Consider the following 17,249-nt stretch of genomic DNA (forward strand, 5'->3'; position numbering starts at 1 on the left):
AATTGATGCTTCCACGGAGTTCTTCTTTCAGGTCCGCTCGCGAAACTAGTGCTTCTGGTAGCGCCTGGGCACTTCAGCGGGTGACGAGGCCCCAGATATTTTCACAACCTGCTTCGAGTGCGGCGGTGGTCAAAATCTCGTCCCAGTAGTGGACGGATCCGAATTCCGAGCGCCACGCCAGTGCGGGTTTGGTGAATTCGTGCAGCCTGTGCTCGCGGGTGGTGCCGATCGCCCCGTGTACCTGGTGGGCGTTACGGACGACGACCGATGCCGCGTGTCCGACGCACGAGCGGGCGACGGCAATGGGGAGTTCGAGGTTCTCACTCGACCACTGTGTGCGGACCGCTTCCGTCAGCGCTGTTTCGGTCGCTGTTCGGGCGAGGGAAGCTTCGGCTGCCATATCGGCCACCAGGTTCTGCACGGCTTGAAACCTGGCCAGTGGGCGTCCGAATTGCACTCGTTCGGTGGTGTGGGCGACGGAGAGATCGAGGATGCGGTCGAGGGCGGCACACACCTGCAGCGCCCGGATGAGGGCGCCCCGTAGAAAAAGTTGTCGGATCACCGAGTCAGACACTGCGGTGCCCGACAATGCGGTCGTGTCAGCGGAAACGACGTCGCGGGGTTCGTCGGCGAGGTTGGACCCGGAGGTGATGTCGAAGACTGTTGTCTCGAGGTCGGCGACTACGTACGTGTCGTTCTTCCGCCAGACGGTGACGATCTTGTCTACCTGGGACGCCCACGGCACGCCGCGGGCGACGCCGTTCTCGTCGAGTACGCATGCGGTGCGGCGCGCATTGTCCGTCGGTAGGCCGGCCTCTTCGAGGAGCCAACCGGCGAGCAGGTCGTGTTCGGCGAGAGGAATCCGGACTCCGTGCGACGCCGCGGCGCGCAAGAGTTCCGCTGCCTCGTACCAACCTGCGCCGCTGCCGCCGGTCTCTTCGCGGCCGGTCAGCCGGGCAAGACCCAGTTCGTCGAGTTGCGCCCACAGTGCGGGATCGCACGTGGCGATACCGTTCTCGAGCCCGTTCCGTTCCCGGTGATCGGAAAAGACTGCGGACATCATGTCGGTCAGGTTCGCGTCGACCGTGGTTGGTGCGTGCATCAGCGCATCCCCAATCCCCGCGCGATCACGCCGCGCAGAACTTCGTTGGTGCCGCCCCGGAGAGTAAATCCCGGGCGTTGGACGATGGCGTCCTCGAGCATCGTGGCGTAACGAGTAGGCGAAGATTCATCGGTGAGGAGATCGGCAAAGTCGGCTACGTCGCCTTCGGTGGACGTCCCGAGGACCTTGACCACGGCGGCGGCGGTGTCGGCGGGTTCGTGGCGCTCGAGTGCGCCCGCCACTGCGGTCGACATGTGGTGCAGACCGGCGATTCGTCCGAGATACCGGCCTAGATTCGAATGCCGCGGCAAGGTTCCCTGCTTCATCTGTTCGGCCGTCTCGGCGAGCAGCGCGAATGTCGACAGGAATCGCTCCGGGCCGCTGCGTTCGAAGCTGAGTTCCGAGGTGACCTGCTGCCACCCGTTGTCGATGGCGCCGAAGACCATCTCGTCCTCGACGAGGACCTCGTCGAGGAGGACCTCGTTGAAGTGGTGCTGCCCGTTCATCGACACGATCGGTCTGATGTCGACTCCGGGGGCGCGCAGATCGACGATGAACTGGCTGAGGCCATCGTGCCGGTGCGCCGGATCGAGTGGGGCGGTGCGGGCGAGGCAGATGAACGCGTCGGCGCGATGAGCACCGGAGGTCCAGACCTTGGCTCCGGTAATGGACCACCCTCCGTCCACTCGGGTGGCCTTTGTGCGCACACTGGCCAAGTCGGACCCGGAATCCGGCTCGCTCATACCGATACCGAAATAGCATTCCCCGCGCGCGATGGCCGGTAAGAACTTGCGTTTCTGGACCTCGGTGCCGTACTTCAGCAGCGACGGGACGATCTGCCGGTCGGCGATCCAGTGGGCGGCGACGGGGGCGCCCGCGGCGAGGAGCTCTTCGGTGACGACGAACCGTTCGAGGTGGCGTCGACCGTGGCCGCCGTACTCGGCCGGCACGGTCATGCCGAGCCATCCGCGGGCGGCCAGTGCACGTGTGAAGTCTTCGTCCCAGCCGGTCAACCAGGAGTCGACCTGTCGGCCGATCTTGCCCTCACTGAGTTGCTCGGCAAGAAACTCACGGACTTCGGTCCGCAAGTCGTCCATGGCGTGTGGGTCACTGGAGACCGGGGGCACCAATCTGAGGTTGGTCATGATGGTTCTTCCATTCAGGAGGAGGTGGCCTGAGGCGACGTCGCCGTGACGACGGATGCATCGGCCAGCGCACGGACGCGGTCGGCGGAGTAGCCGAGATCTTCGAGGATCGTGAAGGTGTCCTCGCCGAGCAGGGGAGCGTGTCGGCTGAACGAAATCGGTGTGCGCGACATCGCAAACGGAGTGCGGGTGGCGTAATACTCGCCTTCGGTGGGGTGGTCACGTTTGGTGATCAATTCCTGGTCCAGGACGTAGGCGTTCTCGTGTGCGTGGGCGAGATCGAGTAGGTCGGACGCGGGAATTCCCTTTGTCTGACACAAATTCAACCATTCCTGAGTGGTTCGGCTCGGGACGGCCTCACGGATCGCGGAGAGGAGTTCGCCCATGTGGGTGTGGCGGTCGTTCACCGAGGCGTAGCGGGGGTTGTTCACCAGGTCGGAACGCCCGGCGATGATGAAGAAGTCATTCCAGTTCTTCGCCGAGTACGGCATGATGCAGATCCAGCCGTCGGCCGTCTGGTGTGGGACACGTTCCGGTGTCAGCACTCGCGCCCATCCGAAGTTCCCTTCCACGGGGGTGAAGGTGTGGCCACCGAAGTGCTCGACGAGGTTGAAGCCGATCATCGCGTCGACCATCGGCACGTCGACCTCCTGGCCGAGGCCGGTGCGGTTCTTCTCCATCGCGGCGGCGAGGACGGCGATGACGATGTAGAGACCGACGACCTTGTCGGCGATGACGTATGGGGCATACCGTGGTTCCCCGTCGATGAGTTCCGTGAGTTTCGCGGCGCCGGATGCGGCTTGCACGATGTCGTCGTAGGCGGGGTAGTCCCGAAAGGCGGTCTCGGAGCCGTATGCCTGTGCGGTGCAGAGGATCAGTCCCGGATTGTTCTCCGAGAGCCGCTCATAGGTGATGCCCAACTTCTGCCGGGAGCTCGGCCGTAGATTCGTCACCAACACATCCGCGTTGCGCACCAGATCGTCGAGGATTTCGCGGCCCTCCTCGGAGGCGAGGTCGATTGCGATGCTGCGCTTGTTGCGCTGGAGGTTGAGTGTCAGAGCGCTCATACCGTCATGGCGGCGGGCACCTATATCTCGGCTCATGTCACCGTCGAGACTCTCGACCTTGATGACGTCTGCGCCCATGTCGGCGAGGGTTGCGGTGGCGAAGGGGCCCATGATGACGGTGGTCAGATCGATGACGCGCAGGCCATGAAGGGCGCCGGGTGTGAGTTCCACTGAAACCTCTTTCGCTGCGACAGGAAGCATTTCTAGGACTATGTCAGCTGGAGCAGTCTTCCGCAATAAGGGAGTTGATTACAGATATAAGTAATATAAAGTGGGTGGTGACCGCTCAGATGGAGCAGTGCCCGTAGGGAGAATTTGCCGTGATGCAACAAGATGATGCCTTCAATGTTCGAGGCCGCAGTCGCCATCGAACCGTGGACCGCATTGCTGCGATTCTCGAGCTCGTGGCCCGATCCCGTACCGGACTGACCTTGAGCGGGATGGCCAAAGAGCTTGACGCGCCGATCAGTTCGACGCAAGGTCTCGTCAACGGCCTCGTTGCGACGGGTTATCTCGAGGAGCACGATCGACGGTACTCGCTCGGCAGTGCCCCGTATCTACTCAACCGCCTCGCGGGGCGGCAGCCCGTCTCGACGGTCACGCACGCCGACCTGGAAGACGTTCACGCGAGTTCCGGCTTGACGACCGTGCTGTCGATCGCTGTCGGTCCGAACATCTTCTACGTCGACTACTGCTCTTCCGACCCACGGTTCGCGTACCTCGCCGAGAACTACGTGAGGCGATCGCTCATCCGCACCTCCGGCGGCTGGATACTGCTTGCCGGGATGGAGAAGCGTGACCTCTGGGCGTACATCCAAACTCTGCCCGACGAGGATCGCGACACCGTCGAGCGGTTCTTCGCCGCCCTACCGGAGATCGAACAGACCGGAATCTGCGCCTCCCCCAACGAGTCGACCGACGGCGACGGTGTCTCGGTCGCGGTTCGTGAGAACGGCAAGACCGTCGCCGCCGTCGGTGTCATCGCACCACACACCGTGATCACTAAGGAGCGTGACCGGTTGGTCGGCCTCTTGGAGCAAGGTGCCCGGAGTTGGTCTGATCGCAGCCTGCGACTGTAATGCAGCCGACCCGGGACACCGTGATCAGTTGGCGAACTGCTTGCCGAGGAATTCGACGACGGCGCCGTGCAGTTCAGCGCTGCGTGGAATGGCACCGGTCATCCAGTACACGGCGTGGACAAGGCCTTCATACAGTTCGACCTGTACCGGGACGCCCTGGTCGGCCAGCTTCCGGCCGTAGTCCACGCCCTCGTCCCGAGTGACCTCGTATTCGTTGAGCAACAGCAGGGTGGCGGGAAGCCCCGACAGATCCGCGGCCTTGGCCGGGGAGGCGTACGGATTCTCGGCGTCTTCCGGGGTGGCCAGGTACTGCTCCCAGAACCAGTCGATGGCTGCCGTGGTGATCAGGTACCCCTCGGCGTACTCCTCGCGCGACGGGAATCGTGCCGTGCCGTCGATGACCGGATAGATCAATACCTGAGCGCGCAGTGCCGGGGCGCCGGTGTCGCGTGCCCGGAGGGCTGTGACCGCGGCCAGGTTGCCTCCGGCGCTGTCACCCATGATGGCAACGCGCGTGCCGTCGCCACCGAACTCGGCTGCGTGCTCGACCACCCAGTTCAGTGCGGCGAACGTATCTTCGGGTGCGGCAGGAAACTTGTGCTCGGGAGCCATCCGGTAACTCGGTGCAGCCACGATGACTTTCGCATCGGTGGCCAGCGCGCGACATGGCTGCTCGATGACGTCGAGGCTGCCGGCGACCCAGCCACCGCCGTGGATGTACACCACGATCGGCAGAGGTACTTCGGACTCCGGGATGTAGAGACGCACTGCCTGGTCGCCCCCGGGTCCGGGGTAGACCGTGTCGACGACACGAGCGACGTCCGCCTTCGGTGCCTGGAGGCCGCTGAAGGACTCGACCACCCCACGCACTTCGGCAATGCTCATCTGCTCGAACGACTTCAGTCCCTGCTCGTTCAGAGTGTCTATCAAATTCTTGACCGCAGGATCGAGTGCCATGGTGTTCTCCTTCATGTCATGAACAAGTCTGCTCAGCCGGCAGGCAGGTGGAGCCACGCTATGGGTGCATCCAGCGCGGGGAGTGTCCGAAAATCACACACCCATCTTCGCCCCCGGTGGCACGGCCGTGTGTTTCACAATCGGACACGCCGACGCCCTACTGCGGTTCTAGTTTCATTCGGAGTGATCAACAGACGGCTGGAATTTCAGCGTCGCCGACAGAGAGGAACGCAGTGAGCGCGATTGCAGCGATCGAAGGAAGCGGTGCCCATCGGACCTTGGTGTTGCACGGCTGGGCGCTGGACAGCAGCGTATGGCTCACCGCCCGCGCCCGGACGGATCAGTCCCGCTTCACCTACGCGTACCTCGACTTTCCGGGATACGGGGTCAACCGTCCCGAAGCACCGGCCGACGGAATCGACGGGATGGCCGCGGTTGCCCTCGACGCCGCCGATCAGCTCGGATGGTCGACCTTTTCTGTTCTCGGACATTCGATGGGCGGCACCACAGCGCTTCGGGTGGCGACACTCGCACCTGAACGCGTGACCTCGGTCGTCGCACTGACGCCCGTCTCCCCGGCAGGTACCCCTCTCGACGAGGCGACCTACGGCTCCTTCGCCGAGGCCTGGGCAGACCCGGGTGCAGCCATCCGTGGCGCATTGGCACCATACATCGACGAGACAGATCTGAAGAACCTCGTCGACCGCAACCGCTCGACGATGGACCAGACAACCTGGGAGTCCTACCTGAAGAACTGGACCAGTCCCGACTTTCTCGACCGGATAGGCATCTACGAAGGGCCGACCACCCTGATCGTAGGTGAGAGCGACCCGTTCGTCACCGCCGAGTACCTCGGGGACACGTTGGCGGCCTTGAAGAACGGGAACCTGAAGACCGTGCGGGGCAAAGCCGGGCACTACCCCATGGTGGAGAACGCTCCGGAGACGGTGGCGTTGTCGGAGCAATCTCTGTAATGATCTGACCGGGAACGTAACCCGGGGTTCCGGCCCCGCCACGTTCAAATTACGAATCCAGGGAGGATTCATCATGCTGAATCACGTTGTGACGTTCATATGGAAGCAGGACATCAGTGACGATCAAATTCAGTCCTTTCACGAAGCTCTGAGCACAGTCTCGGATACTATTCCGGAGGTCGTGGAATACCGTTACGGAAGGGATCTGGCCCTCAAGCCCGGCAGAGGCGACTACGCAATCTCCGCGACCTTCGAAGACGTCCCCGACTTTCGCACCTACCTGGCACATCCCGCTCATGTGCGCCTCGTCCAGGAATTCATTTCGGTGATGGCCGAATCGTATTCGTCCGTTCAGATCGAATTCGCCTCGCGATAGCAGCGACCGGACCGTCGTTCGGCGAACGACGGTCCGGTCGACAGTGTCGCTCGTTTCCGAAAGTTGTGATCCAGTGGTGAGTGTCGAACATACCGGGCAGCAGGCCCTGTCGTGTGGTGCCCTGAGCCGTCCCGCCTCTGTGCGTGACGACGCGGCCGCGTGGGTGGAGGCGTGGCCGGATGCCCGAATACTTCGCGTGAACGGTCGTGGTCAGGTCCGGCTTGTCGACAGACAACTGATGCTGGAACCGGCCGCCGATCTCTACTCCGAGCCTCCCGCGCGCGCCGTGCTGCTCGGCGTCTGTGGCACGGTTCACGAGTGGGCGGTGCGGGACGAGTTCCTCGCTGACGATTCCTCAGCAGGAACCATGGTCGAGGTCGGTGACCTGCGCTCACACGGAGCATTCCTCGACGCTGCCGACGCCGACCGGTATGTCACGGCGTTGGCATTGCTGACGTGGCACGACGACGCCCACTACTGCGCCGGGGATGGGGCGCCGACAACGATCACCTCGGGTGGTTGGGTGCGACTGTGCACGGCGTGCGGTCGGGAGGAATATCCGCGTACCGATCCCGCGATCATTTGTCTGGTGCACGACGGGGCAGACCGAGTACTGCTGGCGCGTCAGGCGAACTGGCCGGCACGGAACTTCTCGACGCTGGCGGGCTTCGTCGAGGCGGGCGAGTCTCTGGAAAGCTGTGTGGCACGGGAAGTCGCCGAGGAGGTCGGTCTCACTGTCTCCGACGTGGTCTACGTCGGAAGTCAGCCCTGGCCCTTCCCGCGCTCCCTCATGCTCGGATTCCATGCCACGGCCGACCCTCGAGACGAGCTCGTCTTCATGGATGGCGAGATCGGCGAAGCTGTCTGGTGCACCCGCGCGGAGGTACGGGAGGCTCTGGCTGCCGGGGATTGGACGAGCCGGTCGGATGCGCACGTGTTGTTGCCCGGCGCAGTCTCGATTGCGAGGCGCATGCTCGAGGCCTGGGCGCGACCCGCTGACTGACGCTATGTCATGGTCGGCACGGTCCCGTCATCGACTGGCACTACTGCGGAAGGAACGGCCTCAGTCGATTCCCAGAGCGCGCATTTTGCGGGAAGGTTGGAGCGAGCTACCCAGACGGCGCCACCTGCCCCCACCACCACTTTTCGGTGGACCGACAACAAATCATCCCGCCTCGTTCGACTGCGTCCGCGTCTCCTCGATGCGCTGCCGCTGCCGGACCCCGTACGCCGCCTCCTTGACGGCGGCGTCGTCCTCGAGACCCGACCCGAGCGCCCCACCGATGGTGGCGATGGACGCCAGCAGCCAGGTGAGCGTGAGGTAGTCGGAGAAGTTCACCCCTCGCCCGAGAACACGGGACAGCAGTTCCGACGGAAGAGCGAGACGCGCAGTGAACAGCAGCAGGCAGAACAGGGCCACGTACAGGACGACGACACCGATGACCAGGGTGACCACGGTCGCGGTGTTGTACAGCACCGATCGATTGCGTTCCACCGGCGACTTCGGCCGCTCCCAGAGTTCGTGGTCGAGGATCAGCCAGAGAATCATCGCCACGATCGACAAAATCGTCGCCACACTCATACGCCATGGCCCCATCATGTCGGCGAACAACCAGATCGTGTCGGTGGCCAGCGCGATCGCACCCGTGGCGAAGGCGCCGACAAGCACCTTCGACAGTCCGGTGACCAGTCGCCACGGCCGGTTGGCCCGCACCATCCCCGACAGCAGTCGCAGCCGCCGCAGCCCCGAGGGCGCGAAGTACCGGATGCCGTCCTCAACCTGCGCAGACCGGAACCGTCGCGCCGCGCCGGGGGGCATGAGTTCCGGCTCACCGAGAACGCGGGCGATCGCGAGTTCGGTGACGGTGCGGACCCGGCGCTCGATATTGACGCCGCCCACCCCGGCGACCGAGATGAGCGCGAATTTGTGGTCGGCGCTGACTTCGCCCACCACCGGCAAGGTGTCCTCGCGGCGCGGCAGATCGGTGAGGTACACGACGATGTCCTCTCGCTCGGAGGACGGATCGACCGCGTCGATCACTTCGGCGAAATCCGCTTGCTCGTCTGAGAGGTACGGTTTGCGGCGCACGCACGTCGTCCACCGGCGCTCGGGGCGATCACGGCTCCGCAGGCGTTCCGGCAGGTACTTCGCGACGCGTTCCGCGAGAGCCGCAGGCGTGCCCGGATCCGCGATGAACAGCACCGAGACCTGCTCACCCGCTGCACCGGATTGCCCTCCCTGCAGGTGCTCGTTCGCCTTCACCGCCTTCGCGTACCCGCTCGGTCTGCTCCCAAACTCCAGGCAGGGGTGCTAGTAGATCGTCGTGATCGTCGGTGTGCTGATCTCGGCCACTCGCGGCCATGCCGTCTGTGCACGGCCGTGGCACGGTCCTGCAGTCGAGTCTGGCGACGCTGCACCACCCCAGCTGCGACCGTGATATCCGCGCCGCCCCAGCGCATCTGCATCGCCGACGACCAGATCGCCTGCAAGCCCGAACCGCACAGCCTGTTGTCGGAGTATGCCGGGGTGGTCACCGGCGATCCCGCGACCAGGCTCACACGGCGGGCGTGGTAGGCATCGGGGCCGACGACCGATTCAGCCTATGACCACCTCGTCGCTATCCTCGCTGGACACCGCGGGGTGTGGTGGTGATCAGGTGGTGGCATCGATCCACTCCTGGTAGAACGGCGGCATCTCGGATGCCTTCCCGCGGAACGCGGGCGGGCGCTTGTCGAGGAATGCACGCACCCCGTCGTCGCCGTCGCCGATGCTGGTGTAGAACATGGCCAGGGAATCGACGCGATGGGCATCGACGGGATGCGGCGCCGCCGAATTCCGCAACAACATCTGGCGCATGAGTGCCACCGACACCGGCGACCGGTCGCGTGTCCACGCGTCCGCCAGCGCTCGTGCCGCACCGAGCAGCGCATCGGGTTCGTGAACGGCCTGCGCCAGCCCGACGGCGTGTGCGGCGTCGGCGTCGAGGATGTCGGCCCGGTACACCAGATCGAGTGCCGCGGGCATGCCCACGAGCCGGGGCAGAAACCACGTCGAGCACGCTTCCGGCACGATCCCGAGTTTGCCGAACACCAGCCCGAACCGCGCTCGGTTCGATAGCAGGCGCGCATCCATCGCCAACGTCATGGTCGCACCGATCCCGACGGCCGCACCGTTGATGGCGGCGATCACCGGTTTACGGCAGGCGTGGATCGCGAGGGTGACGCGGCCACCGGTGTCGCGGATCCGGCGCAGCTCCGGATCGCCGAGATCGTCCATGTCGGCGAGGGACGGCGTCTTCGATTCGTCGAGCCCGAATACGTTGCCCTCGCTCGACAGGTCCATGCCGGCGCAGAAGGCGCGGCCCTCACCGGTGACGATCACGGTCCGGACCGCATCGTCGTCGTTCACCGACACGAAAGTGTGCTCGAGTTCGTCTGCCATTTCGACGGTGAACGCGTTGAGGTTGTCGGGGCGGTCGAGGACGACGGTGAGGATGCCGTCCTCGATCTCGTGGCGGATGGTCCTGTACTTCATGGCTGCTCCTGCCTGCGCATCAGGTGAGGTCGGCGGCGATTCTGCGGATGGCGGTTTCCGCATCGCTCACGATGTCCGAGATGATCGTCTTGCACGGCAGAACGGCTTCGATGAGGCCCTGGGACTGGCCCGCCCACCACATGCCGCCGTCCATGTCGCCCTTCTGCAGTACCTCGGTGCGACCGCGTGCCCCGGACGCGAGGTGCGCGATGTCGGAGAATTCTGCGCCGGGACGAGACGAGATCGCCGCGATTTTTTCCGAGATCGCGTTGCGGGCGACACGGGCGGTGTTGTGGAACTCGCGGAAGACGAGGATCGTCTGGCATTCGTCGTTGGCGACGATCTGGGCCTTGACGTTCGGATGCACCGGGGCCTCGTCGCTCGCGACGAACCGGGTGCCCATGTTGATCGCGGAGGCGCCCAGGGCGAGCGCTGCTGCCAGCCCGTCCCCGGTGGCGAATCCACCGCTGGCGATGATCGGGATGTCGAGTACGCGGGCCGCGGCCGGGATGAGGACGAGTCCGGGGATGTCCTCGTTGCCGGGGTGGCCGGCGCACTCGAATCCGTCGATGCTCACCGCGTCGACGCCCATGGACTGGGCCTTCAGCGCATGCCGGACGGCCACGGCCTTGTGGATGACCTTGATTCCGGCGGCCTTGAACGCCTCGACGTGCTCGCGGGGATTGCTGCCGGCGGTCTCCACGATGGTGATGCCGCTGTCGATGATCGCGGCACGGTATTCGTCGTACGGTACGGGAGTGACCGTCGGCAGGAGGGTGAGGTTGACGCCGAACGGTTTGTCGGTCATCTCCCGGCACCGGATGATCTCGGCCGCGAGCGCTTCGGGTGTGGGTTGGGTCAGTGCGGTGAGGAAGCCGAGGCCTCCGGCTTCGGCCACCGCGGAAATCAGCTCCGCGGTGCCCACACCGGTCATACCCCCGCACACCACCGGGTGCTCGACACCGAAGGCTTCTGTGAAGCGTGTGCGCAGCATGGTCACGGCCGTCCCGCGTGCGGAACGTCGACGGTCGTCGAGAGGACCTTGGCCTCGCGTGCGGCACTGCGCTTGGTCTCGTCGAAGTCGGGGGCGACCGACAGGAACAACGTCCGTCCGTCGTGTCCGCCGAGGGCGACCGCGAACACGCCCAGCGGTGCAGTGCTCACCTGGTCGAGGACGGTCCCGCCCTCACCCAAGCGGACGGCGCGTTGGTTGACGCAGTCGGCGATCCAGACCGCGCCGTCGGCGTCGAGGGCCTGACCGTCTGGGGCGATCGTGCATGCCGCGAGCCGCTTCTCCACGTTCGGTTCGTCGCCGAGGTCACCGAACGAGGCGAAATCCTCTCGGGGGCCGAGTGTTCCGTCTGGTCCGATCTCGAACTGGGAGACCCGGTTACCGAACAGTTCGTTGACGTACAGTGTTTTTCCGTCCGGGGAGATGCACATGCCGTTCGGGAAGGACAGTCCGCCTGCGGCCACGCGGGAGGTGCCGTCCGGCTCGACGAGGACGACTACACCGTGCTCGTGGTCGGCCCCGCCCATGAGGTCGAATCCGAATTCACCGACATACGCTTGCCCGTTCGCTGCGACCACCATGTCGTTGGCGTAGCCGCGGCAGTGTTCGGAGATGTCGGCGTGCTCGACGAGCGCGCCGTCGGATTCCCTGCGCAGGACCTTGCGGTCCTTCATGGAGACGACGAGCATGCGTCCGTCGGGGAGCCAGCCGAGGCCCGACGGCTGGTGCTCGACGGTGCAGACCCGTTCGACGGATCCGTCCGGGTTCACGACGTTGACCGAGTGGGTATAGAAGTCGACGAACCACAGTCGGTCCTCGTGCCAGCGGGGTCCCTCGGTGTAGGTGAAGCCCGCCGCGATCTCGGTGAGCTGACGATCGGACATGTCGGTACCTCTTCCTGAGTTCGGCTTTTTGCCGTGCGTTGTGCCGTCGGTCGCAGGTCGATCGACCGGGCCGGTGGTGTGAGCCCCAGTCTCGGGATTCGCGGTGCGGCGCGGGTGTCCCACAACGCAACAGTGAGTTCGCAGTGCGGCTCGGGGTTCGTTGTCGCGAATTCGGACGGTCCGCAGGGCGGTTCGGCATGGACGCTGGTCGCACTCGCTCACCCACCGGATCCGGAGAAATACAGAATGTTCACCACGATGATGGATCGCCCACTGCTCGTCAGCTCGTTGCTGTGGCATGCAGAGAACGTTTTCGCCGACCGAGTCTGCGTCTCGTGTGACGGTGACCGCGGCGACCGGGAGTTCACCTATCGCGATCTCGGCGCGGCCACCCGCAGGTTCGCTGGTGCGTTCGACAACCTCGGGATCCGGTTCGGGACGAGAGTCGCGACGCTCGCGTGGAACACATTCGAGCACCTCGTCGCCTACTATGCGGTTCCGGCGTGCGGGGCGATCCTGCACACGGTCAACCACCGGATGTCGCCCGACCACATCGTCTACGCGATGGACAAGGCAGAGGACGAAGTGGTGTTGATCGACGCCGATCTGCTGCCCGTGCTCGAAGACGTACTTCCCAGACTTTCCCGGGTCCGGCACGTCGTGGTCTTCGGGGCCTTCGACGGTATCGCGCCCATAGCGTCCGCGACGGTGACGTGGTGGTCGTTCGACCAGCTCCTGCACGACGCCGTGCCGATCGGGGAGTTCCCGGAGTTCGACGAGACCTCCGCGTCGTCGATCTGCTTCACCTCCGGCACCACCGGACTGCCCAAGGGTGTCGTGTACAGCCACCGCAGCACTGTGCTGCACGCGATGGCCATCAGTGCCTCCGGTGGTGTCGCGATCGACGGGTCACGCTCGTATCTGCTGACTACGCAGATGTCCCACGTCCACAGCTGGGGTGTTCCGCACGCGGGTGTCCTGCAGGGGGCGCGCCTCGTCCTTCCCGGACCGCACCCCTCACCGGCGGAGCTGCTACGCATCACCACCGAGCAGACCCCGGATGTGTTCGTCGGCGTACCGGCTGTCGCGGCGCTCATGCGCGAGCGGTTCGACGCCGATCCCGGCCGCTACGATCTCGGGAGCCTGCGGACCCTGTGGCTGGGCGGCCAGGCGCCGCCGTCGGGTCTGGTGAACTGGTGGGCGGCGCACGGAGTGTCGACCGTCAACGGATGGGGGATGACCGAGACGTCGCCTATGGGAACCTTCAGCCACGCCCCCACAAACCACGGACGGCCCCTGCCGCTGTTCCAGGTGCGCATCGTCGACGAGGAGGGTCGGACCCTGCCGTGGAACGGCTTCACCACAGGTGAACTGCAAGTCCGCTCGCCGTGGGTGACCGGCACCTACCTCGACGACGACCGTACTGCCGACGCGTTCGACGACGGCTGGTTGCGGACCGGCGACGTCGCTGTGATCCACCCCGACGGCCAGGTCCAAATCCACGACCGCGTGAAGGACCTCATCAAAAGCGGAGGGGAGTGGATCTCCTCGGTCGAGCTGGAGAACAAGCTGCTGCTCCACCCGACTGTCCTCGAAGCCGCCGTCATCGCCGTTCCACACGAGACGTGGCAGGAACGCCCCGTGGCGTGGGTCCGGCTCACCGGCGAGGTCACCGACGACGAACTGCGGACCCATCTGGCGGCGTCCCTACCGAAGTTCTGGCTTCCGGACTCGTTCGTCCGGGTTGGCCAGATCCCCACGACGTCGGTGGGAAAACTCGACAAGGCGCGGATGCGTCAACTGTGGCGCGAGGACGTGGTGTAGCGTTCTGGGACACTCGCAGCCTGTGTGACCTCGGTTACATAATGAATGTACTGGCTGTGAGGTGCTCCGAGGTGGTGATGTGGTGTGGTAACCGACCGGTCCTCCGCGCGTGCGGACGATCGTTCCCTCGATGCGGATGAGGGTGCTCCGCTGAGGTTGCGACCGGAGATCGAACAGTCGTGGCGGCGGTGCCGCGCCATCGGGGCGGCGCCGGACGGCTCGCGGTTTCGGTTCATCGACGACACCTACACCGATTCGAAACTGATTCGTGCCGCACGCCCCGTCGTGGATCGGCTGGCCGAACAGCTCGCCGATACGCCGGTGACGATCCTGCTCGCGGATCAGGATGCCACCATTGTCGACCGCCGCACGGGGGTGAGGTCACTGCTCGGGCGTCTCGACCGTGCCCAGGTGGCGCCCGGCTTCATGTTCTCCGAAGAGTACGCAGGCACCAATGGCATCGGCACGGCCCTCGAGGAACGCAAAGCGTTCCGGGTGCGCGGTGGCGAGCACATGCTCGAGTCCCTGCAGTCGCTGGCGTGCGTCGGCTCGCCGATCGTCGACCCGGTCTCGCGCACGGTGGTGGGCATCCTCGACATCACGTGCAACGTCGATCAGGTCAGCGACCTGATGGCGCCGCTGATCTTCTCCGCGGTCCGGGAGGTCGAGGAGCGGCTCTTCGACCAGTCCGCCAAGAGTGAGCAAGTTCTGCTGCGCGAATACATGCGGAGCAAGCGCCGCGGCAATGCCGCGGTGGTGGCGATGAGTCCGGACACGGTGATCGCAACTCCGACCGCGTCTCGGCTGATGGACTCGACAGATCAGATGATGATCTGGGACTGGATCAGCAGCCATCTGGGCACGAAGCAGGAATGGGAAGGACCGCTGCGTTTCGCGGACGGCATCGACGTGCGCGTTCATGCGCGTCGGGTGAGCGAGTCGGGCGAGCAGCTCAGTGCGATTCTCGAGTTGCGTCCGATGGTCTCGTCCGCGGTCTCCCGTCCTCACACGGCCGTGCTTCCCGCGTCGCGTCATGCTCCCGCCACCGAGTCCGCGGGCCGGATCGTGGGCCGAAGCCTGGCCACGCACCGGCTGCAGAGCCGCATCGACGAGATCGCGGGCACGGTGGGTCCGGTCCTGGTGACCGGCGAGTCCGGGGTCGGCAAGTCGCATGTCGCCCGGTACATTCAGCAACGCTGGGGCCACGACGGCGACATCCCCGTGATCGACGGGTCCACCTTGACCCCCGAGACCGTCACAGATCTGCGCGCGCGCCTGTCGAGCAACGTCCCGTGGATCGTCGAACACGTGGACGAGATACCGGACGACGCGGTCGCTCCCACCCGCCGGCTACTGGACGCGGCCGCGACGATGTCCGCGCCGATCGTCGCGACCGCGACCTCGACGGCGCCGGACGGTGCCGGCCAGCAGGTGCACACCCATGTGCGCCGAAGTGTGTCCGTGTCGCCGCTGCGCCAGCGGATCGAGGATCTCGACGACCTCGCACGTGAACTGCTCGGCGCTCACCTCCCCGGGCGGCCCACCCCGCAGTTGCAGCCGGCAGCCCACCGGGCTCTGGTTGCCCACCACTGGCCGGGCAACGTCCGAGAGCTCGATGCCGTCCTGTGCACAGCCATCGCCCGGTCGATGGGATTCGACATCAGACTCGAACACCTTCCCGACGACTACCGCGCACTGGGATCGGGCCGGCAGCTCACCTCCCTCGAACGCAGCGAGCGGGAAGCGATCGTGCGTGCCCTCGACGAGGCCGACGGCAACAAGTCGCTCGCCGCCGATCGGCTCGGTGTCGCCCGGTCGACGCTGTACCGTAAGATCCGCGCGCTCGGGCTGGAGAACGAACGCTTCGGATCCTGATCCCGAAACCCCTTGTCGCGTATCGGGACATCCCAGCCACATCCATTGCGGAGACGATAGGCGCAGGACGGGCGACCCCAGTCACCCGACTCCTCGCGCCGCCCCGCCGGGTGTCGGCGGCGGACCGATCCGAAGGGATGATCAATGATGAAGCGCACCGTCTACGGCGACGACCACGAGGCATACAGGGACTCCGTCCGTCAGTTCCTCGCCCGGCACTTCGAACCGCGCGCCGACGACGTCCGTGCCGACAAGGCGCTGCCCCGGGACTTCTGGCTCGAAGCAGGCAAACACGATCTGCTGGGACTCGAGGTGCCGGCAGAGTATACGGGTGCGGATGCGGGTGACTACCGCTTCAACGCGGTGCTCATCGAGGAACTGGCCAAGGTCAACGCTGCCCTGGCGTCGAGTGTGAGCATCCACTGCGATGTCGTAGCGCCGTATCTGGTGCAACTGACCACCGACGCACAGAAGAAGCGGTGGCTGCCCGGTGTGTGTTCGGGTGAGATACTCACGGCGATCGGGATGACCGAACCCGGTGGCGGTTCGGATCTGGCCGCGCTCAAGACCATCGCGGTACGCGACGGCGACCATTGGGTGCTCTCGGGCGCGAAAACGTTTATCACCAACGGTTATTCGGCGGACCTGGTGGTGATCGCGGCACGGACTTCACCGGAGAAGAAGGCCAAGGGCATCACCCTCTTCGGTGTCGAGACTTCACTGCCCGGATTCGAGCGGGGCCGTAAACTCGACAAGGTCGGCCAGGACGAAGCCGACACCGCCGAATTGTTCCTCGACGACGTGCGGGTCACCGACGCCGATGTCATCGGTGAGCTCGATCGCGGCTTCATCCACATGATGTCGTTCCTGCCCCAGGAGCGGCTGGGGTGTGCTGTCGCGAATCTTGCGCACGCCGCGCAGATCCTTGTCGAGACCATCGACTACTGCCGCGAGAGAAAGGCTTTCGGTCAGTCGATCGGAACATTTCAGCACAACAAGTTTCTGATCGCCGACCTGGTGACGCAGATCGAGGTCACGCAGGCGTATGTCGACCGGTGCGTCGAAGCCCACGTGGCGGGTGAGCTCACCTCCGTCGACGCGGCGAAGGCGAAGTGGTGGACCGCCGACGTCCAGAACCGGGTGATCGACCACTGCGTGCAACTGTACGGCGGCTATGGCTACATGAACGAATACCGGGTGGCGCGGGCGTGGCGGGATGCTCGGGTCACGAAAATCTGGGCGGGGTCGAACGAGATCATGATGGAACTGATCGGCCGCGACCTCGGTTTCTGAATCCCGGTCGGTGGCGCGCGCGGGAACAATCGTGGCTGCTGCCGCCTGGTCCGTCTGAAGACGGAACTCGAATGTCCTTGTGGTTCTTGGGACTATCTTGGAACCGATCGGCACTCGTGATTCGAT

15 protein-coding genes and 1 pseudogene are annotated in these 17,249 nt (G+C 65.0%); 7 read left to right on the plus strand and 9 right to left on the minus strand.

Going from position 1 to position 17,249, the window contains the following annotated elements; all coding sequences use genetic code 11:
* Nucleotides 1-73 precede the first annotated feature (73 nt).
* From H0B43_RS13630 to H0B43_RS13640, 3 genes are read right to left on the minus strand one after another with little or no spacing between them, the layout of a single operon-like run.
* The gene (locus tag H0B43_RS13630) at nt 74-1,102 is read right to left on the minus strand and encodes an acyl-CoA dehydrogenase family protein (RefSeq protein WP_185727418.1); all 1,029 of its coding nucleotides are present in this window, start codon (nt 1,100-1,102) and stop codon (nt 74-76) included.
* Nucleotides 1,102-2,247, minus strand: a complete 1,146-nt coding sequence (locus tag H0B43_RS13635) for an acyl-CoA dehydrogenase family protein (protein ID WP_185727417.1) — start codon at nt 2,245-2,247, stop codon at nt 1,102-1,104. The genes H0B43_RS13630 and H0B43_RS13635 overlap by 1 nt, the downstream gene beginning before the upstream one ends.
* 14 nt (nt 2,248-2,261) lie before the next feature.
* Complete coding sequence (locus H0B43_RS13640; protein WP_312033773.1) at nt 2,262-3,485, minus strand: CoA transferase; 1,224 nt, start codon at nt 3,483-3,485, stop codon at nt 2,262-2,264.
* A 152-nt stretch (nt 3,486-3,637) separates the two neighbouring features.
* Between H0B43_RS13640 and H0B43_RS13645 the strand changes: the two genes are divergently transcribed.
* On the plus strand, nt 3,638-4,393 hold the full coding sequence (locus H0B43_RS13645) for an IclR family transcriptional regulator (protein ID WP_185729971.1): 756 nt from the start codon (nt 3,638-3,640) through the stop codon (nt 4,391-4,393).
* Between the two features lie 24 nt (nt 4,394-4,417).
* Here the strand turns inward: H0B43_RS13645 and H0B43_RS13650 are convergent, their stop codons facing one another.
* Complete coding sequence (locus H0B43_RS13650) at nt 4,418-5,350, minus strand: alpha/beta hydrolase (RefSeq protein WP_185727415.1); 933 nt, start codon at nt 5,348-5,350, stop codon at nt 4,418-4,420.
* A 233-nt stretch (nt 5,351-5,583) separates the two neighbouring features.
* Between H0B43_RS13650 and H0B43_RS13655 the strand changes: the two genes are divergently transcribed.
* From H0B43_RS13655 to nudC, 3 genes are all read left to right on the plus strand, one after another.
* Nucleotides 5,584-6,324 (plus strand): alpha/beta fold hydrolase, encoded by a 741-nt coding sequence (locus H0B43_RS13655; RefSeq protein WP_185727414.1) that lies wholly within the window; start codon nt 5,584-5,586, stop codon nt 6,322-6,324.
* Between the two features lie 73 nt (nt 6,325-6,397).
* Nucleotides 6,398-6,700 (plus strand): Dabb family protein, encoded by a 303-nt coding sequence (locus H0B43_RS13660; protein WP_087556114.1) that lies wholly within the window; start codon nt 6,398-6,400, stop codon nt 6,698-6,700.
* Between the two features lie 73 nt (nt 6,701-6,773).
* Nucleotides 6,774-7,703, plus strand: a complete 930-nt coding sequence (nudC, locus tag H0B43_RS13665) for an NAD(+) diphosphatase (protein ID WP_185727413.1) — start codon at nt 6,774-6,776, stop codon at nt 7,701-7,703.
* Nucleotides 7,704-7,865: 162 nt separating this feature from the next.
* Here the strand turns inward: nudC and H0B43_RS13670 are convergent, their stop codons facing one another.
* From H0B43_RS13670 to H0B43_RS13690, 5 genes and pseudogenes are all read right to left on the minus strand, one after another.
* Nucleotides 7,866-8,963 carry a hypothetical protein gene (locus H0B43_RS13670; RefSeq protein WP_160102256.1) on the minus strand — a complete coding sequence of 366 codons (1,098 nt, stop codon included), beginning with the start codon at nt 8,961-8,963 and terminating at the stop codon, nt 7,866-7,868.
* Nucleotides 8,964-9,121: 158 nt separating this feature from the next.
* Nucleotides 9,122-9,335 (minus strand): annotated as a pseudogene (locus tag H0B43_RS41495) (acetyl-CoA C-acyltransferase); the annotation flags it as partial.
* Between the two features lie 18 nt (nt 9,336-9,353).
* Complete coding sequence (locus H0B43_RS13680) at nt 9,354-10,235, minus strand: crotonase/enoyl-CoA hydratase family protein (RefSeq protein ID WP_185727412.1); 882 nt, start codon at nt 10,233-10,235, stop codon at nt 9,354-9,356.
* Between the two features lie 19 nt (nt 10,236-10,254).
* Nucleotides 10,255-11,229, minus strand: a complete 975-nt coding sequence (locus tag H0B43_RS13685) for a nitronate monooxygenase family protein (RefSeq protein WP_179220131.1) — start codon at nt 11,227-11,229, stop codon at nt 10,255-10,257.
* A gap of 2 nt (nt 11,230-11,231) precedes the next feature.
* The gene (locus tag H0B43_RS13690) at nt 11,232-12,131 is read right to left on the minus strand and encodes an SMP-30/gluconolactonase/LRE family protein (protein WP_087556109.1); all 900 of its coding nucleotides are present in this window, start codon (nt 12,129-12,131) and stop codon (nt 11,232-11,234) included.
* Nucleotides 12,132-12,263: 132 nt separating this feature from the next.
* Between H0B43_RS13690 and H0B43_RS13695 the strand changes: the two genes are divergently transcribed.
* The 3 genes from H0B43_RS13695 to H0B43_RS13705 all read left to right on the plus strand — a co-directional run bounded on the left by H0B43_RS13695 (nt 12,264) and on the right by H0B43_RS13705 (nt 17,123).
* Nucleotides 12,264-13,955 carry a long-chain fatty acid--CoA ligase gene (locus H0B43_RS13695; protein ID WP_312033771.1) on the plus strand — a complete coding sequence of 564 codons (1,692 nt, stop codon included), beginning with the start codon at nt 12,264-12,266 and terminating at the stop codon, nt 13,953-13,955.
* Nucleotides 13,956-14,039: 84 nt separating this feature from the next.
* A complete protein-coding gene (locus tag H0B43_RS42835; protein ID WP_185727411.1) occupies nt 14,040-15,830 on the plus strand; it encodes a helix-turn-helix domain-containing protein in 1,791 nt (596 codons plus the stop codon).
* A 147-nt stretch (nt 15,831-15,977) separates the two neighbouring features.
* The gene (locus H0B43_RS13705; RefSeq protein ID WP_185729969.1) at nt 15,978-17,123 is read left to right on the plus strand and encodes an acyl-CoA dehydrogenase family protein; all 1,146 of its coding nucleotides are present in this window, start codon (nt 15,978-15,980) and stop codon (nt 17,121-17,123) included.
* The last annotated feature ends 126 nt before the right edge of the window (nt 17,124-17,249 follow it).

The organism is Rhodococcus sp. 4CII (assembly GCF_014256275.1).
Classification (GTDB): domain Bacteria; phylum Actinomycetota; class Actinomycetes; order Mycobacteriales; family Mycobacteriaceae; genus Rhodococcus_F; species Rhodococcus_F wratislaviensis_A.

Excerpts from the sequence above, each read along its gene's own strand:
- H0B43_RS13660 (WP_087556114.1), top strand. The coding sequence starts at position 6,398 with ATGCTGAATCACGTTGTGACGTTCATATGGAAGCAGGACATCAGTGAC.
- H0B43_RS13680 (WP_185727412.1), bottom strand. The coding sequence starts at position 10,235 with ATGAAGTACAGGACCATCCGCCACGAGATCGAGGACGGCATCCTCACC.
- H0B43_RS13635 (WP_185727417.1), bottom strand. The coding sequence starts at position 2,247 with ATGACCAACCTCAGATTGGTGCCCCCGGTCTCCAGTGACCCACACGCC.
- H0B43_RS13630 (WP_185727418.1), bottom strand. The coding sequence starts at position 1,102 with ATGCACGCACCAACCACGGTCGACGCGAACCTGACCGACATGATGTCC.
- H0B43_RS13650 (WP_185727415.1), bottom strand. The coding sequence starts at position 5,350 with ATGGCACTCGATCCTGCGGTCAAGAATTTGATAGACACTCTGAACGAG.
- H0B43_RS13690 (WP_087556109.1), bottom strand. The coding sequence starts at position 12,131 with ATGTCCGATCGTCAGCTCACCGAGATCGCGGCGGGCTTCACCTACACC.
- H0B43_RS13645 (WP_185729971.1), top strand. The coding sequence starts at position 3,638 with ATGCAACAAGATGATGCCTTCAATGTTCGAGGCCGCAGTCGCCATCGA.
- H0B43_RS13685 (WP_179220131.1), bottom strand. The coding sequence starts at position 11,229 with ATGCTGCGCACACGCTTCACAGAAGCCTTCGGTGTCGAGCACCCGGTG.
- H0B43_RS13705 (WP_185729969.1), top strand. The coding sequence starts at position 15,978 with ATGAAGCGCACCGTCTACGGCGACGACCACGAGGCATACAGGGACTCC.